This is a genomic window from Streptacidiphilus rugosus AM-16, assembly GCF_000744655.1.
In the GTDB taxonomy this organism is placed as follows: domain Bacteria; phylum Actinomycetota; class Actinomycetes; order Streptomycetales; family Streptomycetaceae; genus Streptacidiphilus; species Streptacidiphilus rugosus.
On the sequence record NZ_JQMJ01000003.1, the window covers coordinates 1,128,964 to 1,154,456 of the forward strand.

Consider the following 25,493-nt stretch of genomic DNA (forward strand, 5'->3'; position numbering starts at 1 on the left):
GCTTCAATCACTAACGGGATCGGGATCGGCTTCATCGTCTTCTGTGTCCTGCGCATCGCGACGGGGCGCTGGCGTGAGGTGCCGTTCCCGCTGTACGTGGTGTCGGCCGTGTTCACCTTCTACTACCTGATGCCGGCGCTGGGGATCGGGCAGTGACGAGCGACGCCCGGTGAATCGAGCCGCCCATGGCGCCCCAGCTGGAGCTGGTCCGGCCGGGACGTTGATCCGCCCCCGGACTCGTCGAGCCGCGGGGGCGGGAGGTCGCCGGATGGGGGCGGCCGAGATGTTCACTTGGGTCGACTGGTCACAGGTGCCCGGTGCACGTGCCACCGTTGCCGTTGCTGTTCGTGCCGTCCGGGCAGGTGGTGTCGCCGTAGGTCACGTGGTTCAGGTTGGCCCCGGTGAGTGTCGCCCCTGACAAGTCGGCGCTGGTGAGGGTGGCACGGTTCAGGTTGGCGTCGGTCAGCTTCGCTCCGTGAAGGGACTGGCTCTGCCAACCGAAGCTGCCCCGATGGAGTAGGCGACCGGGCGCGTCGGCGGGTCGCCAGCGGAATCGGGATCGGCTTCATCAAACCCGGAGGCCGTGTCCGTCCCCGGTGCCCACCACCGCGACAGCGCAGGGGCTCGGGCATAGCCTGACGTCATGGCCACGGTGCAGGTGGGCGGGCTGAGCGTCGCCTACGACCGCGTGGGTGAGGGGCCGCCCGTGGTGTTCCTGCACGGCGGGGCGGACGACGCCCGCCTCTGGCGGCCGCAACTCGACGCGCTGGGCGACGCGTTCACGGTCGTCGCCTGGGACGAGCCAGGAGCGGGCCGATCCTCCGGCCTGCCCGCGTCCTTCGAGCTCGCTGACTACGCCCGTTGCCTCGCCGCAGTCGTGGAGTCCCTGCGGCTCGGCCCGGCGCACATCGCGGGACTTTCCTGGGGCGGCACGGTCGCCCTGGAGTTCTACCGTCACCACGCCCACCTCGTGCGGACACTGATCCTCGCGGACACCTAGCGTGCGCCGGATGCCGGCCGCACCGGGCGATGGGTTCGAACCGGCCCTGCCCGGGCTCTACGCCGGCGGGCCGCCCGCCGAGTTCGTACCGCTGTTGGACGCGATGGCCGCCTCCGTACGCCCGGAGACCCTGCGTACGCAGCTGCCCCTCATGGCCGAGGCGGACCTGCGGGACGTCCTGCCCGCCGTCACGGTGCCGACCCTCCTCCTCTGGGGAGAACGGGACGCGCGCTCGCCGCTGACGGTCGCACGGCAGTTCCACGAGGCGATCCCGGGTGCCGAACTCGTCGTGATCCCGGGCGCGGGGCACGTCAGCAACCTGGAACGACCTGAGGAGTTCAACCGCGCGGTGCGCGAGTTCTGCTCCGCCCACTCCTGAACCGGCGCCGCGCCGATCCCTCACCCCGTCGGGCTCCCGTGCATGACCACAATGGGGCATCAGCACCCACGGACAGGGGAATGCCATGACAACGCTCGGGAACCGCCCCAACTCCGCGCTCCTTGTCGTCGACGTGCAGAGTGGCGTCGTCGCGGAGGCGCACGCGCGGGACGTGGTCGTCGCGAACGTGCGGGGACTCGTCGAGAAGGCACGTCAGGAAGCGGTGCCGGTCGTGTGGGTACAGCACTCCGACGACGGACTCGTCCGAGGGAGCGACGAGTGGGCGTTGGTCCCCGAGCTGGTGCCGGGCGACGGCGAAGCGCTCGTCGAGAAGAACTACGGCGACTCGTTCGAGGACACCACGCTGGAGGCGGTGCTCTCCGGACTCGGGGTCGGCCGGTTGTTCGTCGTCGGCGCGCAGACCGACGCCTGCATCCGCTCGACCATCCACGGTGCGCTGGCCAGGGGGTACGACACGATCCTGGTCGCGGACGCCCACACGACCGAGGACCTGTCCCAGTGGGGTGCGCCGCCGCCGGCGCAGGTTATCGCGCACACGAACATGTACTGGTCCGATCAGACGGCGCCCGGTCGCACAGCCGGGACCGTCGAGAGCGGCAGCGTCGATTTCGGGGGAGCGGGCGTCTGAGGGAGCTGAGGCTCGTTGTCCGCCATGCACCTGAGTTGACGCGGCCTCGGGAGCCCGAGTCGACGCGGCGCGCCCGTCCGCGGGCCGGTGCTGACGGTCGGCCGGGGTGACGAGGTCAGGTGGACGGGCCGGGCAGGAGGACGACGGTGCCGGGGGCGAGGCCGGAGGTGATCTGGGTGAGGGTGTCGCCGACCAGGCCGACCTTGACCGGGACCGTCCGGGGGGACCCGTGCCGGCAGGCGGACGCGCTCGTCGGGCAGGCCAGCACGGTGGCGGTGCCTCCAGGGCCGTAGCGCACGGCTCTGGAGGGGACGGCCAGGCCGGGCCGGTCGACGGTGAAGGCCGCTGTGGCCCGCATGCCGGGCACCAGCACGCCCGGCGGGGCCGCCAGCGGAAGGTCGACGGGGTAGGTGAGCGGCGTGGCGGCCGGGGAGCCGACGGCGCCGAGCAGGCCGGCGGGGGCGGCCGAGTCCGCGGAGCCGGCCGGAGGGGTGTCGGCCTGGACCGGGAGCCCGGTCAGGGTCGTGCGCAGCACCTGGTGGACGGCCGGGACGGTGACGGTGACGACCTGTCCGGTGCGGAGGTAGGGGAGGACGGCCTCGGGGAGATCCGTGTGGGCGGTCAGGGTGTCGGAGCGCATCACCAGAGCCGGGGTACGGCAGGTGGGGAGGCTGCCGACCGCGGTCGTGACCTGTTCGACCACCCCGTCGACGGGGGCGGTGACGACGGCCGCCGTCCGGGCGTCCTGCGCGGCGGAGACCGCCAGGCGCAGGCGGGCCACCCGGTCCATGTCGGTGCCGAGCTGGGCGTCGATGGACAACCGCCCTGGCGCGTCGGGCGTGGGTGAGGACCCCGGGGACCCCGGCGACGCCGGGGACGGCACGGCGGTCACGGGCAGGGGAGTGGCCGGAGCCTGGGCGAGGACTTCCTTGTCGGCGGTGAGGAGAGCCTGGGCGTCCTGGAGGTCCTGCGAGGCGGCGGCCAGCGCGGTGTCGGCGGGGCCCGTGTCGGCCGTGGCCAGGGTGCTGCCGGCGGAGACGTGTATCCCGGCGCCGGCCGGGAGCGAGGTGACCCGTCCCAGCAGGGCTGCCGGGTCCGGGCGCCCCGGGAACGCGGTGCAGGCGTCCTGCGTCTGCGCCGCGGCAGCGGCGAGCGTGGCGCCGAAGAAGAGGCGATAGCGGGCGGTCGGCCCGACGGTGGCGGTGGCGGCCACGCTGAGGCGCACGTCCACGGACTCCACGGTGTAGACCCAGACGCGCTGATGACTGCGGGCCAGCAGCCCGCCGACACTGCCGCCGGCCAGAAAGAGCAGCACGAGCAGCCACAGCCACCACCGCACGCGGATCGGACCCCTTCGGCGCAGCACCCGGCTCAGCGGACCCCGGTCGGGCTGCGGGCGGGCAGTCGGCGAAGACACTCGCGGGCATCCTTTCCGGCACGTGAGGACGTAGGGAGGAGGTACGGGTGCCGCCTCCCGCGCCCAGGGATCACCGCGCCCTGTTCTACGAAAAAACGACAAACGTCAGATTAAGCAGATCTGCGGTCATTTCCCGGGACGCGCCTCGCCGGGTCAACACGACCGCTCCAAGCGAACCGACGCGGCGGACGCGCGGGTGTGCGGGCCGGACACCGGCAGCGGAAAGTTGTCGACAGGGCGATGACGGGCGGTGACGGGCGACGACGCGCCGGGTGGGCCGCGGCGACGCCGGCCGGACCGCCGTGCGCGAGGGCGGCTCCGACCGTGGCCGGCAATCCGCCGGAATCCCCCGATCGGCCCACCCCGACACCCCGGACGCCGTGCGGCGCTGCTCCGCCGAGGGTCCCGCGGGTGCGGCGGTCAGGAAGGTCGCGTTAGCTGGAAGGACCATCGCGATCACCCTGGGTCGGCCCCGTGGAACCACACTCGTGGAACCATCCGGGCCCACCCGAGCCCACCGCGCCGGGGTCCGTGACCGGCCCACCGAGGAAAGGACGGTCGGATGCACAGCCTGCGTAAGGCCGTTGCCACCGCTCTTGCCGGTGTTCCCCTGCTCGTGTTCGCTCCCACGGCCGCCGTGGCGGCAGGGTCGGTGACCGTTGACCCGTCCGCGGCCTCGCCCGGCGCAAGCGTGACCGTCACCGCGAGCGGCTGCACCGCGACCACCGCCGCACCTACGGCCAGTTCCCCCGCCTTCACCGCCCCGATCCAGCTGACCCAGGGCGGCCAGAGCACCCCGGGCACCCAGGACACCGCGAGCACGCTGGGCACCCCCGGTCCCCTCGACACGGGTGGCGGGACCTTCATCGGCGCCGCGACGATCAGCCCCACCGCCGCACAGGGCCCCTACACCGTCACCGTGCAGTGCGACGGCCAGTCCACGACGGCGGATCTCACCGTCACCGCCGCCACGACCACCGCGTCGCCCCTCCAGCCGACCACGCCCACCGCGGTCCCCGCGCCCACGGTGACCGTCACCCAGACGGTCCCCGTCACCATGGCCCCGCCGAGCGGCGCCGCCTCGACCGGCGACGGCGCCAGCCAGCCCGGCGGATCCTCCCTCACCGCCGTGACCGCTGTCCTCACCGGCCTCGCCGCGACGGCCATCCTGGCCGTGCTGTACCGGCGCAGGCATGACCGCTGACCCCACGCCCGACCCCATCGCCCGCCGCCGCCGACCCCGGCTCCGGCGCCTGGCCGCCGTGCTCGCCGCCGTCCTGGCCGCCGTGTCCGGCTACTTCACCGCCACGGCGATCCTCGCCGACGGCCCCAGCTACGACCAGATCCCGCCTCCACAACCCACCACCACCGGCGTGCCCCCCGATCTGTCGCCCGACGCACCGGCCCTCGCCGCCCCGCTGGGGGCCTCCGAGCCCGTCCACATCGACGTTCCCCGGGTGGGGATCCACGCCGACCTCATCGAAGTCGGCCAGAACGCCGACGGCTCGGTCGCCGTCCCCAGTGAGGACCAGGCGGCGCAGGCCGCCTGGTACACGGGGAGCGTCACCCCCGGCCAGACCGGCGCCACCGTCATCCTCGGCCACGTCGACTCGCGCGCCCTGCCCAGAGGACGCGCCGCCTTCTACCCCCTCGGCGCCGCCCACCCGAACGACGAGGTGGACGTCACCCGGCACGACCACACCGTCGCCCGGTTCCGGATCGACGTCGTCACCCTCGTCGACAAGCAGCACTTCCCCACCCAGGCCGTCTACGGCCCCACCGCCGCACCGGCCCTTCGACTGATCACCTGCGGCGGCACCTACACCACCACCGGCGGTTACGCCGCCAACGTCATCGTGTTCGCGCACTACGTCGGCAGCCGGCCCGCTGGCTGAGCGGTGCCCGCCGTAGGTGGGCGGTGGGCCGTGACGCGGGGCTGAGGCCCGGGCGGGCCGTCAAGCACGGGATCACTCATAAGGTGCAAAACGGCGCATTGAGGATAAACTACTCTCACCGGACGCCCGCCTCGGCGATCACCCGTATGCGGGATTCTCACGCGCCTCGTCCGAGGTCCGGGGGAGGGGGAGCGCGTGGGTCCGGGCGTTGACGATCCTCGCCAGGGGGAGTGGATCTCCTTCCCGCCGGAGCGACGCACCGGCAGAGTACCTGGCATGCGGGAGGTGGACGGGAGTCCCGAGGAGTTCCCAGTGTCATGATCGCGAACCGATCCCGGCCGCAGCGCGCCTCCACGACGCTCGTGCCCTTGCACGCCGTCCGAGTCCTGCTCCTCGTCCTCGTGCTCGCAGCGGTGCAGCTCGGTTCCGTCACGACCCAGGCGGACGCGGCGACGGTCATCAAGCTCGACGGGACAGCCACCAAGTCGTTCGCCCTCAACTCCACGACGACCATGGGCATCGCGGTGCCCTCCGGCACGCGCGCCGGCGACGTCCTCGTCGCGTCGGTCGGCATCGCGCGCTCGAGCGCGACCAGCCAACCCGCGATCACCGCGCCCTCGGGATGGACGCTCGCCTCCAGGACCAACTACTCCAGCACCTCCGCCCTCGCCGTGTACACCCACGCCTACGCGACCACGGACACCTCATACACCTGGACCTCCAACGCGGCGGTCGGCGGCGGGGTCGAGGTCTCGGCGTTCTCGGGGGTTGATCCGGTCACCCCCCTCGCCGGCTCCCAGGGCACCACCGTCACCCGGACCGCCTCTGTCCCCACGCCGTCCCTGACGGCGGCGGCCGGCAGCGGTCTGGTCGCGTCGTACTTCGGTTACCTGGCGAAGGCCGGCACGACCACGTGGACGAGCCCGAAGGGCATGAGCAGCCTCGGTCAGCTCAACGACTCGACGAAGCGCACGGCCATGCTCGCGGCCTATGTCGCCCAGGCCACGACCGGCAGCACTGGCGCCAAGACGGCCACCGCCTCCAGGACGCAGGACGTCGGAATCGGCGTCCTCACCGCGCTGAAGCCGGCTCCGAGCCCGCCGGTCGTCTCCGCGGTGGCGGTGACGGCGTCGACGCCGACGTCGCTGACGGTGGGGTGGACGACGGACATTCCGGCGAGTTCGCAGGTCGATTACGGCACGACGTCGAGTTATGGCAGTAGTACGACTCTGGATTCGACGCTGGCCACGCAGCACAGTCAGACGATTACCGGTCTCACGGCCGCGACCGCGTATCACTATCGGGTGCGCTCGACGGCGAACGGTCAGACGACGGTGTCGGCGGACAACACCGGCACCACGGCCACCGCTCCGCCGGCTGCGCCGGTGGTCTCCGCGGTGACGGTGACAGCGTCGACGTCCACGTCGCTGACGGTGGGGTGGACGACGGACATTGCCGCCGATTCGCAGATCGACTACGGCACGACGTCGAGTTATGGCAGTAGTACGACCCTCGACCCGACCCTGGCCACGCAGCACAGTCAGACCATTACCGGCCTGACCGCCGCGACCGCCTACCACTTCCGGGTGCGCTCGACGGCGAACGGTCAGACGACGGTGTCGGCGGACAATATCGGTACGACTGCGACTGCGCCGCCGGCTGCGCCGGTTGTGTCGGCTGTGTCGGTGACGGCGTCGACGCCGACGTCACTGACGGTGGGGTGGACGACCGACATTCCGGCGAGTTCGCAGATCGACTACGGGACCACGGTCGGCTACGGCAGCAGCACGACCCTCGACCCGACCCTGGCCACGCAGCACAGTCAGACCATCAGCGGTCTCACGGCCGCGACCGCGTACCACTTCCGGGTGCGCTCGACGGCGAACGGTCAGACCACCGTGTCGGCGGACAACACCGGCACCACGGCCACCGCCCCGCCGGCTGCGCCGGTGGTCTCCGCGGTGACGGTGACAGCGTCGACGCCCACGTCGCTGACGGTGGGGTGGACGACCGACATTGCCGCCGATTCGCAGATCGACTACGGGACCACGGTCGGCTACGGCAGCAGCACGACCCTCGACCCGACCCTGGCCACGCAGCACAGTCAGACCATCAGCGGTCTCACGGCCGCGACCGCGTACCACTTCCGGGTGCGCTCGACGGCGAACGGTCAGACGACGGTGTCGGCGGACAATATCGGTACGACTGCGACTGCGCCGCCGGCTGCGCCGGTTGTGTCGGCTGTGTCGGTGACGGCGTCGACGCCGACGTCACTGACGGTGGGGTGGACGACCGACATTCCGGCGAGTTCGCAGATCGACTACGGGACCACGGTCGGCTACGGCAGCAGCACGACCCTCGACCCGACCCTGGCCACGCAGCACAGTCAGACCATCAGCGGTCTCACGGCCGCGACCGCGTACCACTTCCGGGTGCGCTCGACGGCGAACGGTCAGACCACCGTGTCGGCGGACAACACCGGCACCACGGCCACCGCCCCGCCGGCTGCGCCGGTGGTCTCCGCGGTGACGGTGACAGCGTCGACGCCCACGTCGCTGACGGTGGGGTGGACGACCGACATTGCCGCCGATTCGCAGATCGACTACGGCACCACGGCCAGCTACGGCAGCAGCACGACCCTCGACCCGACCCTGGCCACGCAGCACAGTCAGACCATTACCGGCCTGACCGCCGCGACCGCCTACCACTTCCGGGTGCGCTCGACGGCGAACGGCCAGACCACCGTCTCCGCCGACAACACCGGCACCACCGCCACGCCCAGCCCACCCGCGACCCCGTCCCTCATCGTGGACACGGACATGTTCAGCGACGCCGACGACGCGGGCGCGCTCGCCGTCGCCTTCGGTCTGCAGCTCAAGGGCGAGGCCAAGGTGATCGCGATCAACGTCAACACGCGGACCGACCGCCCTGTCGTCGCCAAGGAATCGTGGGGCTGCGTGGAAGCGATCGCCCAGTTCTACGGTGCGACCAACATCCCCATCGGTGCCGACGGACCGGCCAACGGGACGGCCGTCAGCAGCCCTGACTGGGCCACGCCGTGCGCGAACGCTGCCACGCAGCCGCTCGTGCAGCCCGACGCAGCGCTCACCGTCTACCGCCGCGCGCTCGCCGCGCAGCCCGACGGGAGCGTGGTGATCGCCAGCACTGGCTTCCTGGAGAACCTCTCGGCGCTGTTGAACTCGCCGCCCGACGCGATCAGTCCCCTGTCGGGTCACGACCTGGTCGCCGCGAAGGTGCGCAACCTGGTGATCATGGGCGGTCAGTTCCCGAGCGGTTCCGCCCAGACCAACCTCGCCGGCAACGTCGCCGCCTCACAGAACGTCGTGGCCAACTGGCCGACGAAGATCGTGTGGGCCGGGTCCGAGGTCGGCGACGCCATCCACACCGGCAACACCGTGTCGCAGGTGCACCCGAGCAGCTCGCCGGTCCGCGCGGCCTACGAGGCGTTCGTCGGGCCGAACAACTGGATCTACTCCTACGACCTGGCCGCGGTGTACGCCGCGATCCGCCCGACCGACCCCGCGCTCAGCCCCGCGGGGCCCGGCACGAACGTCGTCGACAGCACCGGTGGCAACGCCTTCACCGCTGGCGCAGGAAACCAGTACTACCTGCAGCTGAACAACGCGACGTCGATCGACGCCTCGATCGAGGGCCTGCTCGACACCCTGCCGGCCCAACTGCCGCCCGCAGGACCGGTGATCAGCGGCCAGCAGGCGACCGCGATCGGCACCCAGGCGGCGACGGTGACCTGGACGACCAACGTGGTGGCCGACAGCCAGGTGCAGTACGGAACCACGACAAGCTACGGCTCCTCCTCGCTGCTCAACACCACGCTCACGACCTCCCACAGCGTCCAGTTGGCCGCCCTGACGCCGGGGACGACCTACCACTGTCGGGTGCTCAGCCGTGATTCCAGCGGCAACCTCTCCCAGTCGGGCGACTTCACCTTCACGACGTCGACCGGGCAGGTCTCCAGCGGCCCCTCGGACACCTTCGACACCAACACCCTGGACACCAGCCAGTGGATCGTGGGCACCTCCGGTTCCACCGTCGCCGCCCAGAACCAGGAGCTGGAGATCACCCACCCCGCAGGGGCCTGGACGACCGGGTCCGTCCAGAGTGCGACTCCGTACGACCAGACGGGCAAGTCCGTTCAGGTCCAGGTACGGCGCGCCGCGAACGCCGGCCAGGGCGGTACCACCTACGGCGAGACTTCGATCTTCATCACCCTCGACAGCACCCACTACGCCGAGTTCTTCCTGGCGGGCGGTGCGGCGACCGCCTGGGTCAACTCGGGATCGGGTGAGACCAACCTGACGCCCGCATGGCCCCGCTACGACGCGAACGCCATGCAGTGGTTCCGCTTCCGCGAAAGCGGCGGGACCCTGTACTGGGAGACCGCATCCGGCACCAGCGCGCCGGGCCCGTGGAGCGTCCTCGCCTCCGCGCCCGACCCGTTCCCGATGACCCAGACGACCTTCAAGATCGTGGCAGGCAGCAACACGACGACGAACGACGTCGCGAGCTTCGACAACGTCTCGACGAACTGAGGCGTCTGGGTCCCATCCGGGTGCGGGTGCGGGTGCCGGCGCGGCCACCGGTACAGGTGCAGTGCCGGGCGGGCACTCACAGGGGAGCGGTCAGGGCAGGAAGTACATGGGGTTGGGGATCTTGTACGTCTGCTCGGAGTAGCCGCCGTTCAGGTCACTGTACTGGTCGCCGAAGTTGGCGGTGATGTTCCAGCCCTGGGCCGCCAGGTACGCGCGGGTGCCGGACTTGTACTGGGTGGTGGTGCAGGTCCAGGTCGGGGTGGCGCAACTGGACAGGTACGCCGGGGGGTTGGCGACGTTCTTGAGGAAAAGGTGGCTGTCGTCCGCGTCGGGGTAGCCCTGGGAGGTGAGCTGGCGGACGGTGTCGGCTCGCTGCGACTCGGGCCGGCCGGTGATGTAGAAGACCGTGTAGCCCTGGGCCTTGGCCCAGTTGGCGAGGTTGTTCATGCCGAAGACGGCGGGGAAGTTCTTGGTCGCGATGTACTGGGCGTTGCTGGCCGGGTTGTAGACGAAGGTCGTCTCGAGCTCGTAGTTGTAGGTGGACAGCGCCGTGTCGTCCACGTCGAGCACGACGGCGCGCTTGCCGCTGTGGTCGTGCTTGATCTTCTGGGCCAGGTACTTCTCGGCCTTGGCCTCGATGCCCTGGACCTGTATCGCGTAGTTGCTGCTCGGCGAGGCCCAGTGCTCGCCGTTGGCGTCCACCGTGTCGCCGTAGTACGCCTTGATCTGGCTGACCTCGTCGGTCATGTTGGTGATCTGCGTGTCGCTGGTCGGTACCCGGCCGCCGGCGAGGGCGAGGCCTCCACCCCCCACCAGGGCGCCGGCCGCCACGCCGACCGCGAGAGTGGCGAACGTGCGGGAGTGGTTCCTGAGAGTCCAAGCGCGCGTCAAGTTCGGCTCCTTTGCCGGCGGACGTGTCGGTAAAAGCGTGAAGGTCCGTTCTTACCGTCCCGGCCTCGCCCTTGTCTATGCGCGTGGATTGACCTTCGTCCCGGTGCCCCTGCGGTGGCAGACTCGGAGTCATGAACTCACACCTGGCCGAGCCGGAGCAGCAACTCTCCGATTCCAGCGCGCTGTTGCTCGACTACCTCGACTACTACCGGTCCGTGATCGGCGCCAAGATCGAGGGAATGTCCGACGCGGAGCTGCGCGGCAGCCGGCTTGCCTCCGGGTGGAGCCCGATCGAACTGCTGAAGCACCTCGTGCACATGGAGCAGCGCTGGCTGCGCTGGGGTTTCCGGGGAGAGCAAGTCTCCGCGCCCTGGGGCGACCGCGGCGGCTCCGATGACCGCTGGTACGTCGGCCCGGACGAGAAGGCCGCCGACCTGCTGGCCGCGCTGCACGCGGGTGGCGAGTACACCCGAGCCGTCGTGACGGGCACGCCGCTGTCCACCGTCGCCGCGGCCGGCGGCCGGTTCCCGGATGACGGCACCCCGCGGCCCTCCCTGGGCTGGATCCTGTTCCACGTCCTGCAGGAGTACGCCCGCCACGCGGGCCACCTGGACATCGTCCGAGAGCTCGCGGACGGCGCCACCGGCGAGTAGCCGGCGTCAGACGCGAGGCGTCGGGATGAGGACCGGACGCTCGCGGGCGGGAACGCGACGAGGCTGAGCGAGCGGGGGGCGGGAAGGCGACGGGGCTGAGCGAGCGGGGGCGGGAAGGCGACGGGGCTGAGCGAGCGGGGGCGGGAAGGCGACGGGCTGGAAGGCCACGGGGCCGGACGGCGACGGGGCAGGGACCTTCGGAGGGGCCGACAGGCCCAAGACCGGCCCCGGCACGCCCGCCTAGCGTGGCTTCAGGTGTTTCCAAGGAGCGTGATCCCATGACTCTCACCCCGTACTCTCCTGCCGGTCCCGCTCGTCGGCTCCACTCGGGGATCGCGCCCGTCGGCTGGGTGGTGGTGGGCGTCGCCGCGATGGCCCTTGCCGGCGCCGTGGAAGGGGTCGTCGAGATCGGCCGCGAGATCCTGGGCCCGAGCCCGGCCGCGCCGGACGCCTCCTCCGAGGTGTCGAGCCGGCCCCCGGCCGCGATCGCGTCGCACGAGATCGCCGGGTTCTTCCTTGTCGCGGCGACGTTCTATGTCGTGAGGCTCGTTCGCCGCGCGATGGCGGACCTCATGGACACCGCCCGGGAGATCGGCATGGCCAGGAAGTGACGGAGGGCGGGCGGTCGGAGACCGGCGTCCGGGCGTGGGGTGCCCCGCGCTGCCCAGAACTGCCCAGAACTGCCCAGAACTGCCCAGCGCAGCCCAGTGCTGCCCGGGGCTAGACGGTCGGCGCGTTGTCGCCTTGGGGCTGTGCCGCCGTCGCGCGGGCCTGCTCCTCCGTGCGTTCGGGCAGCAGCAGGACCGCGCCGACGAGGAAGCAGACGGCGCCGATGAGCGTCTGCATGTTGGCCCGGTCGAGGTTCTTCACCTCACCGGTGACGGGGTTGACGTAGCCGGCCACCGCCGAGACGCCGAAGGCGATGGAACCGAGCAGGTTGACCAGCGTGATCCACCAGGACCAGACGCGCGGGCGCCAGGCGAGCCAGCCGTGGCACGCCTCGTACCAGGCGAGGCCGCTGGCCACGAGGAAGCAGACCGAGCCGATCGCGTCGGGCCGCCAGACGTGCTGGTGCGCCGCCTGCGCGGAGAGATTGCCCGCCATGGCGATGCCGGTGCTGACGTTGAAGTAGACGGTCCCGACGAGTTGGATCGCGGTGGCCCACCAGTCGATCCGGCCGGGCTGCAGGACGAAGAACCGCCGCTGCCGGGAGAGGTGCCGCGTCGGGGAGGCGGCGTCGACCGCCTCCCGGTAGCTGAGGAAGGCGGCCGAGGTGAAGAACAGGGAGCCGACGAAGTAGGTGACGGTGTCGCCACGCGCCCCGACCGCGTCACCGTAGGCGGGCACCGAGCCGACGGCGAACAGCACCGAGCCGACGGCGAATAGGACGGCGATCCACCAGCCCCGCGCCGAGGGCGCCCACCAGGTCGATCCCTCGGGTGGTCGCTGATGCTTGCGGTGATGCCGTGTTCCGCGCCGGACGGTCACCCCGTCCGGGCCGAGATGATCGGTGAACGTCGCGGCGGCGAGGGCGCCAGGGACGCGGCGGGTACGACGTCGCTCAGCCATCGCCACCTCCGTTGTCGAGGTCGCGGCCGCCACCACCAGCACCGCCGCCACCACCTCGATCGTCCCTCGCACGAGCCCGACGGGCGAGGCGACGGGCCAGGAGGACGGCCCAGGAGGACGGCCCAGGAGGACGGCCCGTCGGCCACGTCTCGCGCCGCCTCGCCCCCGTCTGGCCGGGGTGGGGCGGCGTTCCTCAGCCCGCCGAGGTGGTCGGCGCGCCCGCCTCGGCATGCGCGGCGACCGCAGCATGTGCGGCGGCCTCGGCGGCCTGCATGATCCGGATCAGCGGAGTGATGTCCCTGTCGAAGCTGAACTCGCGCAGGATCGTCGCCCAGCGGTCGCCGTCCCGGCGCCAGACGAAGCTGTAGCGCACCGGGATGCCCTGCTGCACCCGATGCATGATGATCGTCCCCTGCTCGCCGTGGACGCTCGTCGCGAGGAAGCGCACGTCGTCGATGCTCTCGCCCACCCGCGCGCCCTGGTCCCTGAGGCCGCGGCGGTGCGTCATGAACTGGTCCTTCGTGATGACGGCCACCTGACCGGCCTCGTCGACCCGGATGTTCTCGAAGCTCGGGTCGTAGAGCGCGTCGAGCGCCTCCACGTCCATGGCGAGACCGGCGTTCAGGTACTCCCGCATGCGATCGACCAGCGACTCGTCCACAGTCAACTCCCCCTTGTACAACTGCCTCAGGCGTCCCGGGCGGGTGCGTCCGCACCACCGCCCCGCCTCACCGACCGCCAACGGCGCCACATGGTTCCGGCCGTGGCGTCCCCGTAGAGTCGCCTCAGGTGATCGGAAGCGAGGGGGCTCGGCCGATGGTGCTTCGGGTACGTGGGATCGTTCTGCCGGAACGGGAGGAGCGGTCGTTCTGGATCGACGGCGACGTGCTGCGGACCGAACCGGATCAGGTGCGGCTTTCGGGTGTGGACTCGGATTCGGGGCCGGGTTCGGGGGCTGGGTGCGGGTTCAAGTTCGGGCACGGTGGCGGTGGCGGACGCGGAGACGGTCGTCGACGGTGGCTGGTTGCTGCCCGGCCTGGTCGACGTGCACACGCACCCCGGCACCGAGGACCGGAACGCCGGGTTCAGTGACACCACGCTCCGCCGCCACCTGCTCGACCACCGCGACGCGGGCGTGCTCCTGGTGCGCACCCCCGGGTCGGCGGCCAGGATTCCGGACTGGGTGGAGGACGACCCCGAGCTGCCGCGCGTCCGTTCCGCCGGCCGATGGCTGGCCACGCCCGGCCGGTTCTTCCCCGGCTTCGGACGGGACGTGAGCGAGGCCGATCTGGTCCAGGCGGCCGTCGAAGAGGCCAAGGCCGCCAACGGCTGGTGCAAAGTGATCGGCGACTGGCATCCCGACCAGCTGGCGCTCCCGCTGGAGACGCTCACCGCGGTGGTGGACGCCGTCCACGCCGTCGGCGGTCGGGTCGCCGTGCACTGCCAGACCGCCGACGGCAGCGCCAACGCGGTCCTGGCCGGTGCGGACAGCCTGGAGCACGGCATGCACCTGGACCCGGACCTCATCGACCGGATGGCGGCCCAGGGCACGGCCTTCGTGCCGACGCTCAGTGTCTTCGGCGCGGGCGCGGACCGGCGGCGCGCCCAGGAGCCCAGCGCCCGCCGCGACTGGTGGCTGGCCGGCTGGGAAGGCATGCTGCCGAACGTCGAGGCCGCGCACCAGGCCGGCGTCCGGATCCTGGCGGGCACCGACAGCTTCCCCTGCGGCACGGTCATGACGGAGGTCGACTGGCTCGTCCGCGCCGGACTGTCCACCGAGGCCGCGCTGGGCGCGGCGTCCTGGGAGGCCCGCTCCTGGCTGGGCCTGCCAGGACTCGTCGACGGCGGCCCCGCCGACCTCGTGGCCTACGACAGCGATCCGACCCTCGACCCCTCGGTGCTGGCCCGCCCGAGTCGCGTCATCCTGCGGGGACGGGTCGTCGCCTGAGTGAGTGAGCCGGGGTGCGCCGGGTGCGCCGTGTGCGCCGCGTGCGCTGTGTGGGACTGGGCGGGCTGGGCGGGCTGGGCGGGCTGGACGGAAAAGAATTTTCTTTAGCTAAAGTAATGAGCTAGGGTAAGCATCATGCCTGAGTTGCCCGAGCACGACGACGCGGCGATCGCCACGCTGCGCTCCGCCGTGATGCGGCTCGCTCGGCGGCTGCGCAATCAGCGGGTGGAGGAGTCCCTCACGCCCACGGAGATGCAGGTCCTGGCCACGCTCGCCCGTTGCGGCAGTGCCACGCCGGGGGAGCTCGCCAGGCGCGAGCACGTGCAGCCGCCGTCGATGACGCGGATCATCGCGATGCTGGAGGAGAAGGGTCTGGTGCGGCGCGAGCCGCACCCGCAGGACCGCCGGCAGGTGGTCGTCAGCAGTACCGAGCAGGCCGAGAGCATTCTCGACCAGAGCAGGGCCAAGCGTGATGCCTGGCTCGCGGAGCTCGCGTCCGGCCTGACCGAGGAGGAGTGGGCCGTGCTGCGCGCGGCTGCGCCCGTCCTCGAACGGCTGGCCCAGCTCTGACCGGTGATGCGCCCGTCCCGCGCAACTGAGGCATGCGGAGGAGAGAAGAGAAGGACAACCGCACAGGGGACGCAAGCTCTTGCATTCGTCGCACGGAGAGACTGAGAACACCGAAGCCGAGACGACCGACCACGATACGAAGCTCGACCAGCACCACAGCACGACGCGCTTCACGAAGCACGACCTGAAGAACGAGAACGAGAACGAGAACGACGCCCGCGGCCACACGCGGGACGACAACCGAATACAGGGCCTCGCGAAGGACGCCGACCGCCGCCGCGGCGGGATGTTCTCCGCGCTGCACAACCGCAACTACCGCTACTTCTTCGCCGGCCAGGTCGTCTCCAACTCGGGGACGTGGATCCAGCGCATCGCGCAGGACTGGCTGGTGCTGAGCCTGACCGGCAGCACCCTCGCGGTGGGGATCACCACCGCCATGCAGTTCCTGCCCGTGCTGCTCTTCGGCCTCTTCGGCGGCGTGATCGCCGACCGCTTCCCGAAGCGGCAGCTGCTGATGTTCACCCAGGGTGCGATGGGCCTCCTCGCCGCCGCCCTCGCCGTGATGACGCTGGCCGGGGTGGTGCGGGCGGAGCACATCTACGTGTTCGCCTTCCTGCTCGGACTGGTGACCGTCGTCGACAACCCGGCCCGGCAGACCTTCGTGGTCGAGATGGTCGGCAAGTCCGACCTCGCGAACGCGGTCAGCCTCAACTCGGCCAACTTCCAGACCGCCCGGCTCATCGGGCCTGCCGTTGCGGGTGGGTTGATGGCCGCCGTCGGCGCGGGCTGGGCCTTCGCGGTCAACGCGCTGTCGTTCGGTGCCGTGATCCTCGGCCTGATGGCGATGCGCGGCAGCGAGCTGCGCCGCACACCGCAACTGCCCAGGGAAAAGGGCCAGCTGAGAGAGGGTCTGCGCTACGTCGCGGAGCGCCCGGACCTGATCTGGCCGATCGTGCTGCTCGGCTTCATCGGCACCTTCGGCTTCAACTTTCCGACGGTGCTGTCCGGGTTCGCCTACTCGGTCTTCCATGTCGGCCCCGGGTTGTACGGTCTGCTCAACACGGCTCTGGCGGTCGGCTCCCTGGTGGGCGCCCTCCTGGCGGCGAAGCGCAGCCGCCCGCGCCTTCGGCTGCTCGTCGCAGCGGCCCTGGGTTTCGGCCTCCTTGAGGCGGCGGCGGGCCTCGCGCCGGACTACTGGGCCTTCGCCGGAGTGCTGACGCTGGTGGGTCTGCTCGGCCTGACCTGCAACACGGCGGCGAACGCGCTGGTCCAGCTTCGTACGGCACCGGAGATGCGGGGACGGGTCATGAGCCTCTTCATGATGGTCTTCGCGGGAGGCACGCCACTGGGAGCACCGCTCGTCGGCTGGCTGACGCAGCAGTACGGGCCTCGGGTGGGGCTGCTGGCGTGCGGACTGGTCTCGGCGGCGGCAGCCGGCGTGGTGGGCCTGGTCCTTGCGAGGATCGGACAGCTGCGACTGCGGTTCGATCTGCTGCACGGGTTCGGGCAGCAGGGGCACGTGGTGGCGCTGGTGCCGCGATAAGAAGATCAACTAGGGTCTGAGCTGGGGGTTTTCACTCTTGTGAGTGATGGTGTGGGGCTTGGTGGGGTGTCATAATTGTTCTATGGACGCCTCGATGTTCGGGGGCGGGTGTGAAGACGGAGATGCGTCCATGGGTGAGGTGTTTTCTGCCTCGCTGGGGGACGTGTTCCGTGCCGATCCCCTGACTCCCTCAAGCTCCCGCCAGGCCCGTGCTGCGAGCACCGAGCCGCTGCGGACCCTGCCCTCTTCTTCTCTGACGTTCTTGGCCGCGCTCGCGGCGGAGGACGACGACGCCCTGTGCGCGGCCGGTGCCCCCTTCCAGGCCGAGCAACTCCTCGCGCTGGTCCGCTTCGAGGAGATGGTGGGGGCGGAGCTCGCACGCCGGGTGGCGGTGTTCGACCGCACCGGCGCGGTCGCCGCCACCCGTTCCCGGACGGCGAAGGGGTTCCTGCAGACCCACGGGCAGTTGAGCGACCGGACGGCGAAGCAGCTCGTCGACCGCGCACGCCGCCTGGACACCCTCCGCACCGTCCGCACCGCCCTCACCGACGGGGAACTCTCGGCCAGCCAGGCCGAGGTCATCGCCCACGAGATCACCGACGTCGAGGACCCGCAGGCCCGCGAACAGGCCGAAGAACTCCTGGTCGAGCAGGCCAAGACCCTCCACCTCGGTCAGCTCAAGCAGGCCGCCCGGCAGGTCCGCGCCCACCTGGTCGAAGAACAGGAGCCGCAGGCGAAGGACGCCCCGGCGCTGTTCCGCTCCACCGCGAGGCTGTCGCAGACCGGCACCAGCGATGACCCGTTCTGGGTCCTGACCGCCGAACTGTCGGCCGTCGCCGGGGAGAAGCTCCGCGTCGCCCTGGAGGCCGCGATGGGCACCCCCGTCGAGGGCGAGACCCGCAGCCATCCGGAGCGGATGGGCGACGCCCTCGAAGCGGTCGCCGACCTCGCGCTGGGCTGCGACAAGCTGCCCACCACCGGCGGCCAGCGCCCGCACTTCACCGTGATCGCGGACCTGGACGCGCTGCGGGAGGAGTGCCCCGCCCACCCCACCTTCGACGGGGACGACGACCCCGAGCAGCCCCCGGCCGACGACGACGTGTCGGGGTTGCTGCACCCGGTCGGCGTCGCCACCAGCACGCGGGGGTTCCATCTTCCGCGGTGGCAGGCCCGCAAGGAGTCCTGCGACTGCCGGCTCCGGGTGATCCTCACCAAGGGCCAGGGCAAGCCGGTCTCCATCGGCCGCGCCACCCGCACCGTCCCCGCGCACCTGCGGGACGCGGTCATCGCCCGGGACCGGCACTGCGTCTGGCCCGGCTGCACAAGGCCACCCACCTGGTGCGAGGCCCACCACCTGACCCACTGGGCCGACGGCGGCCACACCAGCCTCGACAACCTGGCCCTGCTCTGCGGGGAACACCACACCGACCTCCACCACACCGGCTGGGAGTTGGAGATGACCAACGGCAGGCCCAGGGCGGTGCCACCCCCGGACACACCCCCACCCCCCAACACCCGCTACCCCCGCTGAACAACCCCACAACGTGCCGATGAGCCGCCCACCCGGCGGCCCATCGGCACGCCCACATGTCCGCATGCCCAAGGGGCAACGGCCCCTACTTCAGCCGCATCGCGAAGAGCATGCCGGGCCAGCTCGGGCGGCCCTCCCTCGGAACCTCGAAGGGTGCGACCTCCACGAAGCCCTGGTCGGCGTACCACGCCTTCAACCGGCCGTCGTCGCCCGCGAAGCAGTCGACCCGCACGAGGTCCAGGCCGCGTCGGGCCGCCTCGGCCACGGCCTCCGCGATGAGGAACCCGCCGACGTCGCGGCCCTTGAACGCTCGGGAGGTGGCGAGCAGGTTGATGAACAGCTCCGGCTCCTCCACGGGGGCGATATAGGCCCCCGGAGTGCCGGAGACGGAGAGGACGCCCGCGATCTCGTCCGTCGCCGTTACCGCCACGCGCAGTTCGTTGCGGTCGATCCGGCCCTGCATCCGCTCCACCTGCAGCGGATTCTCGGACCAGTGGTCGGTGCCCCACTGGGCGACGCGGCCGAGGCCGACGAGCCAGTCCATGATGCCGTCCATGACGGCCAGCACGCCTGCGAGATCGTCCGAGGTGGCCGGGCGGATGCGTAGTTCGTGTCCGGTGGTGTTGGTCATGTGATCATTTCTATCCCACCTGTGGCGTCCGACTGGTGAGCACTCACGTGGACGTGCATTCCGCTGCCGGAGGTCTTCGTAGAGACTGCCGGGATGAGACTCTTCCTCGCCGTCTTGCCGCCGGAGTCGGCGGTCCAGGAACTGGACGCTGCCGTGCGTCCGCTGCGCATGCTTCCGCAGGGGACGGGGCTGCGCTGGACGGGGTTGGAGTCGTGGCACCTGACGCTGGCCTTCCTGGGCCATGTGGACGCGGAGCAGCTCGCGGCGCTCGAACCGCGGTTGGCGCACATCGCGCACGAGCATGCGGCGCACCGGCTCCGGCTCGCCGGGGCGGGGCGCTTCGGGGACCGGGCGCTGTGGGTAGGTGTCTCCGGTGACACGCTCGCGCTCCGCAAGCTCGCCGAAGCGGCGGCGGACGCCGCGCGCCGCAGCGGGATAGGGGTGGACGAGCGACCCTTCCGCGCCCATCTCACCTTGGCCCGGAGCGGCACGGCTCGCGCGGACCTGAAGGCTCTGGCCGGAGCGCTGGCGGACTTCCAAGGCGAGGAGTGGACGGCGGGCACGCTCTGTCTGATGCGTAGCTACCTCGGTGCCGGACCCGCGCACTACGAGGTCGTCGGGGAATGGCCGCTCACGCCTGAGAGCTGACCCGCGACGCCGAGGATCCGAACCCCTCAGACGGATGCGGCGCCCACCGGCTCGGACTCGATCCCGGGCCCGGAGGACCCGGGCCGACGCTCCGCCGTGGAGCCGTGCTCCGCAACGGACTCCGCAACAGACCCCGCAACGGACGTCGTCGTCGCCTCGGTGGGCGCGGTCAGCCACTTCCGGCAGGTGACCAGGAGCACGGCCCCGGCGGCGATGCCGCCGCAGGCGATCAGGGCTGCCGCGCGCAGGGATTCGCCGACCACGGCCCCGGAGGCGGCTGAGCCCAGCGCGTTGCCGGTGGAGAAGACCGTGACCAGCCAGGCGAAGGCCTCCGTCGTGGTTCCGGCCGGGGCGAGCTCCGCGATGAGGACGAACGCCGCCGCCAGCAGCGGGGCGAGGCCGAGGCCGGAGAGGGTCGCGGCCGCGCTCATCCCCAACGGACCGGGCACCGCGAGCAGCGGCAGGTAGCAGGCGGCCATGCCGGCGGCGAGGGCCCAGGTGCGCGTGGAGGTGGGGGACTTCCAGCGGACCGCGCCGTAGGCGAGGGCGCCGAGCAGGCCTGCGAAGGCGGCGAGCGCGAGCAGGAGCCCGGCTCCGCCGGGGAGTCCGTGGTGCTCCTGGGCGTAGGCGACGAAGAGGATGTTCTGGCCGCCGACGGACCAGCCCGTCCCGGCGAAGGCGAGCAGCAGCAGCACCAGGCCGCGCGAGCGCAGCGGCCCGAGCCAGTGGTGGCGGGGTCGACCTGCGGCTCCCGGCCCGATCTCACCGTTCGCGCCGACTGCTGCCCCCGGAGCCGCGGCCCCGGACGACGCTGGCCGCCAGGCGCGGGCGGGGGCGGAGGTCGCGACGAGGAGGGTGCCCGCGATGCCGAGACCGGCTGCCAGCCACAGCGCGGCGTTCGGCGAGCCGAAGGCGGCGATGCCGGCGACCAGCAGGGGGCCGGCGACGTAGAGGAGTTGCTGCGAGGCGGAGTCGAGGGCGTAGGCGGTCTCCAACTGCTCCTCGGCGACGATGTCCGGCCACAGCGCGCGCAGGCACGGTTCCAGCGGCGGCATGGCGACGCCCGCCAGGGCCGCACCGGTGACCGCCATGGCGGCGGAGCGCGGGTCGACGGCGAGCAGGACGTAGCCCGTCGCGGCGACGACGGCCGAGGCGAGCAGCACGCGGGGCTGGCCGAGCCGGTCGACCGCGCGGCCGAGCACCGGGCCGCCGACGGCCGCGCTGATCGCGTAGGCGGCGGTGGTCAGGCCCACCTGGGCGTAGGAGGCGCCCGCGCCGCGCAGTGCGAGTGCGATGGCGACGACCGTCATGCCCGCGGGGAGACGTCCGGTCAGGGTGCCGGAGAGGAGGCGGGCGACGACGGGGGCGCGCAGCACGGAGAGATAGCCCATGGATAAACAAGTTATACGTATAACCGATGAGAAGCAAAGCCGCCGTCGATCGGGATTCGGTCAAGCTCGGCCAGAAGCGGAAAAGGCACCTCGAACTCACGGACCGAGCCGACCTGAAGACGACCGCCGGGCAGCGGTTCAAGCCGCCCGCGAGGGCCCGGCAAAGGCAGCAAAGGCGGTGGTGATGACTGCGGCAATGGCGATGGCAATGACCGCCGCAACGCCCGTTGCACAGACGCCGGCAGACGTCGGCAGACGTCGGCAAAGGCGGCCGCGCAAAAGGCAGAGGGCCTCGCCCCGGCGGTGTGCCGGGGCAGGCCCTCTTGGGTACTGCGTGGACTACTGGTGACTCAGTTGGAAGTCAGACCTACAGCGGGGTGACGTTCTCCGCCTGCGGGCCCTTCGGGCCCTGGGTGACGTCGAACTCCACGGTCTGGTTCTCCTCCAGCGAGCGGAAGCCGCTCGAGTTGATGGCGGAGTAGTGGACGAAGACATCGGGGCCGCCGCCGTCCTGGGCGATGAAGCCGAAGCCCTTCTCGGCGTTGAACCACTTGACGGTTCCGGTCGCCATACCGTTCTCCTTGCGAGGGACGAAATGGACGCCACACTGCGTGGCATCCGGTCCGCTGCGCTGATCACCCCGCCGTGCCTTCCAGGTACTTCTGTGACAAAGCTCTGAAAACCACAGAAGCCCGCGGTCACATGTGCTCCGCAGGCTTCAGTACTGCATGGGAAATCAAACTGCAACTGCAGAAACCCTAGCACGCAGCCCCGCCCCCGGCCAGGGATGATCGTCAGGCGGGTCTACTGTTCTTCGGGTGGACACCCAACACGACGGGCAACACCCGCACAGGCAAGACCCGCACCTGCAAGAGCGCCAGCAGCGGCCGCGCGTGGGACACATCCAGTTCCTGAACTGCCTCCCGCTGTACTGGGGGCTGGCCCGGACGGGCAGCCTCATCGATCTGGACCTGACCAAGGACAATCCGGACGCTCTCAACGACGCGCTCGTCGCCGGTCGGCTCGACATCGGGCCGATCTCCTGCGTCGAGTACCTGCGCCACGCCGACCAGCTGACACTTCTCCCCGACATCGCCGTCGGCAGCGACGGTGCGGTGATGTCCTGCGTGATCATCAGCGAGCTTCCGCTCGCCGAGCTGGACGGCCGTCGGGTCGCACTCGGCTCGACGAGCCGGACCTCCGTCCGGCTGGCCCAGCTGCTGCTTGCGGAGCGCTTCGGCGTGACGCCGGAGTACTACACCTGTCCGCCCGACCTCGGGGCGATGATGCAGGAGGCCGACGCCGCCGTCCTGATCGGCGACGCCGCGCTGCGCGCCTCGCTGCACGAGGCGCCCCGTCTCGGCCTCAACGTCTACGACCTGGGCGCGATGTGGAAGGACTGGACCGGACTGCCGTTCGTCTTCGCTCCCTTCGCGGCCCGCCGTGACTTCCTCGCCCGGGAGCCGGAGACCGTGGCCGAGGTGCACCGTGCCTTCCTGGCCTCGCGCGACCTCTCCATGGAGGAGATCGACAAGGTCTGCGAGCAGACCGCCCGCTGGGAGGCGTTCGACGCCGCCACGCTGCACCGCTACTACTCGGAGGCGCTGGACTTCAGCTTCGGCGAACGCCAGTTGGCCGGCATGCGTGAGTTCGCGTCGCGCATCGGTCTCGCCACCGACGAGATCCGCCTCCTCGGGACCTGAGCGCTCGCCGACCCGCCCGGACCGCCCGGACCGCACTGGCCTGACTGGCCACCGTCCACCCTGACCTCCTGGCCACCCTGGACCCGCTCCGACCCGCCACGGCGGGCCGGGCCGGGTCAGCCCCGGGAGCGGAAGGGCCCTGGCGTAGGCTGACGAGGTGACTACGCCCGCCGCAGAAACCGAGTCCCTCCAGGCCGTCCTCGACCGCGCCGCCGCCGGGGGACGCATCAGCGCCGAGGAGGCGCTGGAGCTGTACCGGCACGCGCCGCTGCACGCGCTCGGCGCTGCCGCCGACGCGGCGCGCCGTCGCCGTTACGCCGGGACCGAGCACATCGCGACGTACATCATCGAGCGGAACATCAACTACACGAACGTCTGCGTGACGGCGTGCAAGTTCTGCGCCTTTTACGCGGCGCCCAAGGACACCGAGAAGGGCTGGTCGCGCGACCTCGACGAGATCCTGCGCCGCTGCGCGGAGACGGTCGAGCTCGGCGGCACCCAGATCATGTTCCAGGGCGGGCACCACCCGGACTACGGGGTCGAGTACTACGAGCGCGCCTTCTCGGCGATCAAGAAGGACTTCCCGCAGCTAGTGATCCACTCCCTCGGCGCGTCCGAGGTCGAGCACATGTCGCGGATCTCCGGCGTCAGCGCCGAGGAGGCGATCCGCCGGATCCACGCCGCCGGGCTCGACTCCTTCGCCGGTGCGGGGGCGGAGCTGCTGCCGGAGCGGCCGCGCAAGGTGATCGCCCCGCTCAAGGAGTCGGGCGAGCGCTGGCTGGAGATCATGGAGCTGGCGCACAACCTGGGCGTCGAGTCGACCTCCACCATGCTGATGGGCACGGGCGAGACCAACGCCGAGCGGATCGAGCACCTGCGGATGATCCGCGACGTGCAGGACCGCACGGGCGGCTTCCGTGCCTTCATCCCGTACACCTACCAGCCAGAGAACAACCACCTGAAGGGCCGGACGCAGGCGACGCTCTTCGAGTACCTGCGGCTGATCGCGGTGGCGCGTCTCTTCCTCGACAACGTCGCCCACATCCAGGGCTCCTGGCTGACCGTCGGCAAGGAGATGGGGCAGCTGTCGCTGCACTACGGCGCGGACGACCTGGGCTCGGTCATGCTGGAGGAGAACGTCGTCTCCTCGGCGGGCGCGAAGCACCGCTCGAACCGGATGGAGCTGATCAACCTGATCCGCGCCGCCGGCCGCGTCCCCGCGCAGCGGGCGACCACCTACGAGCACCTGGTCGTCCACGACGACCCGGCCCATGACCCGGTGGATGACCACGTCTTCTCGCACATCGCCTCGACGGCGATCGAGGGGGGCACGGCGCACCCGGAGCTGAAGCTGCTCAGCCCGACCAACTGACCCCTCGATGCTCACCATTCACACCGGCGCCGGTACGGGCACGTCCACCGCTGTCGCCGTCGAGCGGGACCGGATCGTCGCCGTGGCGTCCGGTGACGCGGACGTCAGCGCGCTGCGCGCGGCCTACCCCGGCGCGCGTGTGCGCGAATGGCCGGGGGAGCTGCGGGCGGGGCTCCGGTGGGAGGGCGCACTGCCGGCCGCGCCCAGCCCGCGCGAGCGGGTGCACGCACTGCTGCTGCGCGGGGTGACCGCGCTGGCCGCCGACGCGCTGGACGACGATCCGGCGCTCGGACCGGCGGCGGCACGGGTCGGGCTGCCCTTCGGGTCCCCCGCCCCGCTCACCGTGGGCGCGCGGGCGGACTTCGCCGTCTTCCCGATGTCCTCGGAGGACCCGGATGCGGCCGTGGGCGCGGACGGCGTGTGCCTGGCCACAGTCCTCGGGGGCCGTCTCGTGCACCGCCGCGCATGACGCGAACGCACACCCGGGCAGCAGAAAAGCGGCAGCACGCCGAGGGGGCGCTGCCGAGCGCAGTGGAGAAGCAGAGGAGAATGACCGCGTGACCCGAGCCTCCCTGGACAAGCAGCCGCACGAGGTCGCCTCGATGTTCGACGACGTCGCGGCGAAGTACGACCTCACCAACGACGTTCTCCTCGCTCGGCCAGGCCCGCCTGTGGCGGCGTGCCGTCGCGCGGGCCGTGGACGCCGGCCGGGGCAGCGGGTGCTGGACTGGCCGCCGGGACGGCGACGTCCTCGCTTCCGTTCGCCGAGGCCGGCGCGCGGGTCGTGCCGTGCGACTTCTCGCTCGGGATGCTGCGCGAGGGCAAGCGGCGTCACCCCGAACTCCCGCTGACGGCGGGCGACGCGACCCGGCTGCCCTTCGCCGACGACGTCTTCGACGCCGTCACCATCTCCTTCGGGCTGCGCAACGTGCAGGACACGGACGCCGCGCTGCGCGAGATGCTGCGCGTGACGAAGCCGGGCGGGCGCGTGGTGATCTGCGAGTTCAGCCACCCCACCTGGGCGCCGCTGCGCACCGTCTACAGCGAGTACCTGATGCGCGCGCTGCCGCCGGTGGCCACCGCGGTGAGCAGCAACCCGGACGCGTACGTGTACCTGGCCGACTCCATCCGG

23 protein-coding genes and 3 pseudogenes are annotated in these 25,493 nt (G+C 71.3%); 18 read left to right on the forward strand and 8 right to left on the reverse strand.

Annotation, left to right across the window (positions count from 1 at the left end):
* Positions 1–3: 3 nt before the first annotated feature.
* Positions 4–156 (forward strand): annotated as a pseudogene (locus BS83_RS47300) (NCS2 family permease); the annotation flags it as partial.
* A 148-nt stretch (positions 157–304) separates the two neighbouring features.
* Here BS83_RS47300 and BS83_RS48245 read toward each other — a convergent pair.
* Positions 305–469, reverse strand: a pseudogene (locus BS83_RS48245) (pentapeptide repeat-containing protein); the annotation flags it as partial.
* 174 nt (positions 470–643) lie between these two features.
* Here BS83_RS48245 and BS83_RS48250 point away from each other — a divergent pair.
* From BS83_RS48250 to BS83_RS08620, 3 genes are all read left to right on the forward strand, one after another.
* The gene (locus tag BS83_RS48250; protein WP_269664838.1) at positions 644–1,000 is read left to right on the forward strand and encodes an alpha/beta fold hydrolase; all 357 of its coding nucleotides are present in this window, start codon (positions 644–646) and stop codon (positions 998–1,000) included.
* Between the two features lie 10 nt (positions 1,001–1,010).
* Positions 1,011–1,379: an alpha/beta fold hydrolase gene (locus tag BS83_RS48255; RefSeq protein WP_269664839.1), complete on the forward strand. Its 369-nt coding sequence runs from the start codon at positions 1,011–1,013 to the stop codon at positions 1,377–1,379.
* An 85-nt stretch (positions 1,380–1,464) separates the two neighbouring features.
* The gene (locus BS83_RS08620) at positions 1,465–2,028 is read left to right on the forward strand and encodes an isochorismatase family protein (protein WP_037602371.1); all 564 of its coding nucleotides are present in this window, start codon (positions 1,465–1,467) and stop codon (positions 2,026–2,028) included.
* A gap of 115 nt (positions 2,029–2,143) precedes the next feature.
* Here BS83_RS08620 and BS83_RS08625 read toward each other — a convergent pair whose 3' ends face one another.
* Positions 2,144–3,445 (reverse strand): efflux RND transporter periplasmic adaptor subunit, encoded by a 1,302-nt coding sequence (locus BS83_RS08625; RefSeq protein ID WP_157597033.1) that lies wholly within the window; start codon positions 3,443–3,445, stop codon positions 2,144–2,146.
* Between the two features lie 562 nt (positions 3,446–4,007).
* On the opposite strand from BS83_RS08625, the gene BS83_RS08630 reads away from it, so the two are divergent.
* The 3 genes from BS83_RS08630 to BS83_RS41560 all read left to right on the forward strand — a co-directional run bounded on the left by BS83_RS08630 (position 4,008) and on the right by BS83_RS41560 (position 9,911).
* Positions 4,008–4,649, forward strand: a complete 642-nt coding sequence (locus BS83_RS08630) for a hypothetical protein (RefSeq protein WP_037602375.1) — start codon at positions 4,008–4,010, stop codon at positions 4,647–4,649.
* On the forward strand, positions 4,639–5,340 hold the full coding sequence (locus BS83_RS08635; protein ID WP_051942798.1) for a class F sortase: 702 nt from the start codon (positions 4,639–4,641) through the stop codon (positions 5,338–5,340). The genes BS83_RS08630 and BS83_RS08635 overlap by 11 nt, the downstream gene beginning before the upstream one ends.
* A gap of 317 nt (positions 5,341–5,657) precedes the next feature.
* Complete coding sequence (locus BS83_RS41560; RefSeq protein WP_051942799.1) at positions 5,658–9,911, forward strand: fibronectin type III domain-containing protein; 4,254 nt, start codon at positions 5,658–5,660, stop codon at positions 9,909–9,911.
* Positions 9,912–10,001: 90 nt separating this feature from the next.
* On the opposite strand, the gene BS83_RS08645 is transcribed toward BS83_RS41560, so the two are convergent.
* Positions 10,002–10,802, reverse strand: a complete 801-nt coding sequence (locus BS83_RS08645) for an HAD family acid phosphatase (protein ID WP_037602377.1) — start codon at positions 10,800–10,802, stop codon at positions 10,002–10,004.
* 131 nt (positions 10,803–10,933) lie between these two features.
* Here BS83_RS08645 and BS83_RS08650 point away from each other — a divergent pair, with 131 nt between their 5' ends.
* Both BS83_RS08650 and BS83_RS08655 read left to right on the forward strand, forming a co-directional pair.
* Entirely contained in the window at positions 10,934–11,455 is a 522-nt protein-coding gene (locus tag BS83_RS08650; RefSeq protein ID WP_037602379.1) for a DinB family protein, read from the forward strand.
* Between the two features lie 278 nt (positions 11,456–11,733).
* Positions 11,734–12,066: a hypothetical protein gene (locus BS83_RS08655; protein ID WP_037602381.1), complete on the forward strand. Its 333-nt coding sequence runs from the start codon at positions 11,734–11,736 to the stop codon at positions 12,064–12,066.
* A 109-nt stretch (positions 12,067–12,175) separates the two neighbouring features.
* Here BS83_RS08655 and BS83_RS08660 read toward each other — a convergent pair whose 3' ends face one another.
* A complete protein-coding gene (locus BS83_RS08660) occupies positions 12,176–13,024 on the reverse strand; it encodes a hypothetical protein (RefSeq protein ID WP_198035169.1) in 849 nt (282 codons plus the stop codon).
* Positions 13,025–13,217: 193 nt separating this feature from the next.
* A complete protein-coding gene (locus tag BS83_RS08665) occupies positions 13,218–13,691 on the reverse strand; it encodes a DUF4440 domain-containing protein (RefSeq protein WP_198035170.1) in 474 nt (157 codons plus the stop codon).
* A 378-nt stretch (positions 13,692–14,069) separates the two neighbouring features.
* On the opposite strand from BS83_RS08665, the gene BS83_RS08670 reads away from it, so the two are divergent.
* The 4 genes from BS83_RS08670 to BS83_RS41565 all read left to right on the forward strand — a co-directional run bounded on the left by BS83_RS08670 (position 14,070) and on the right by BS83_RS41565 (position 18,616).
* Positions 14,070–14,972: an amidohydrolase family protein gene (locus BS83_RS08670; protein WP_232248173.1), complete on the forward strand. Its 903-nt coding sequence runs from the start codon at positions 14,070–14,072 to the stop codon at positions 14,970–14,972.
* A gap of 135 nt (positions 14,973–15,107) precedes the next feature.
* Positions 15,108–15,542, forward strand: a complete 435-nt coding sequence (locus BS83_RS08675) for a MarR family winged helix-turn-helix transcriptional regulator (protein WP_037602383.1) — start codon at positions 15,108–15,110, stop codon at positions 15,540–15,542.
* 286 nt (positions 15,543–15,828) lie between these two features.
* Positions 15,829–17,085 (forward strand): MFS transporter, encoded by a 1,257-nt coding sequence (locus tag BS83_RS08680; protein ID WP_037603280.1) that lies wholly within the window; start codon positions 15,829–15,831, stop codon positions 17,083–17,085.
* A gap of 130 nt (positions 17,086–17,215) precedes the next feature.
* Positions 17,216–18,616, forward strand: a complete 1,401-nt coding sequence (locus BS83_RS41565) for an HNH endonuclease signature motif containing protein (protein ID WP_198035171.1) — start codon at positions 17,216–17,218, stop codon at positions 18,614–18,616.
* An 85-nt stretch (positions 18,617–18,701) separates the two neighbouring features.
* Here BS83_RS41565 and BS83_RS08690 read toward each other — a convergent pair whose 3' ends face one another.
* Positions 18,702–19,247 (reverse strand): GNAT family N-acetyltransferase, encoded by a 546-nt coding sequence (locus tag BS83_RS08690; protein ID WP_037602386.1) that lies wholly within the window; start codon positions 19,245–19,247, stop codon positions 18,702–18,704.
* 93 nt (positions 19,248–19,340) lie between these two features.
* Between BS83_RS08690 and thpR the strand changes: the two genes are divergently transcribed.
* Positions 19,341–19,895 carry an RNA 2',3'-cyclic phosphodiesterase gene (gene thpR / locus BS83_RS08695; RefSeq protein ID WP_037602388.1) on the forward strand — a complete coding sequence of 185 codons (555 nt, stop codon included), beginning with the start codon at positions 19,341–19,343 and terminating at the stop codon, positions 19,893–19,895.
* 26 nt (positions 19,896–19,921) lie between these two features.
* Here thpR and BS83_RS08700 read toward each other — a convergent pair whose 3' ends face one another.
* Together BS83_RS08700 and BS83_RS08705 are read right to left on the reverse strand one after the other, a co-directional pair.
* Positions 19,922–21,286, reverse strand: a complete 1,365-nt coding sequence (locus BS83_RS08700; protein ID WP_063774123.1) for an MFS transporter — start codon at positions 21,284–21,286, stop codon at positions 19,922–19,924.
* Positions 21,287–21,653: 367 nt separating this feature from the next.
* Positions 21,654–21,857 (reverse strand): cold-shock protein, encoded by a 204-nt coding sequence (locus tag BS83_RS08705; RefSeq protein WP_037602390.1) that lies wholly within the window; start codon positions 21,855–21,857, stop codon positions 21,654–21,656.
* Between the two features lie 295 nt (positions 21,858–22,152).
* Here BS83_RS08705 and BS83_RS08710 point away from each other — a divergent pair, with 295 nt between their 5' ends.
* The 4 genes and pseudogenes from BS83_RS08710 to BS83_RS08725 all read left to right on the forward strand — a co-directional run.
* On the forward strand, positions 22,153–22,989 hold the full coding sequence (locus BS83_RS08710) for a menaquinone biosynthetic enzyme MqnA/MqnD family protein (protein WP_037603286.1): 837 nt from the start codon (positions 22,153–22,155) through the stop codon (positions 22,987–22,989).
* A gap of 157 nt (positions 22,990–23,146) precedes the next feature.
* Complete coding sequence (gene mqnC / locus BS83_RS08715; RefSeq protein WP_037602392.1) at positions 23,147–24,361, forward strand: cyclic dehypoxanthinyl futalosine synthase; 1,215 nt, start codon at positions 23,147–23,149, stop codon at positions 24,359–24,361.
* A 7-nt stretch (positions 24,362–24,368) separates the two neighbouring features.
* On the forward strand, positions 24,369–24,830 hold the full coding sequence (locus tag BS83_RS08720) for a hypothetical protein (protein ID WP_051942803.1): 462 nt from the start codon (positions 24,369–24,371) through the stop codon (positions 24,828–24,830).
* An 88-nt stretch (positions 24,831–24,918) separates the two neighbouring features.
* Positions 24,919–25,493 (forward strand): annotated as a pseudogene (locus tag BS83_RS08725) (demethylmenaquinone methyltransferase); the annotation flags it as partial.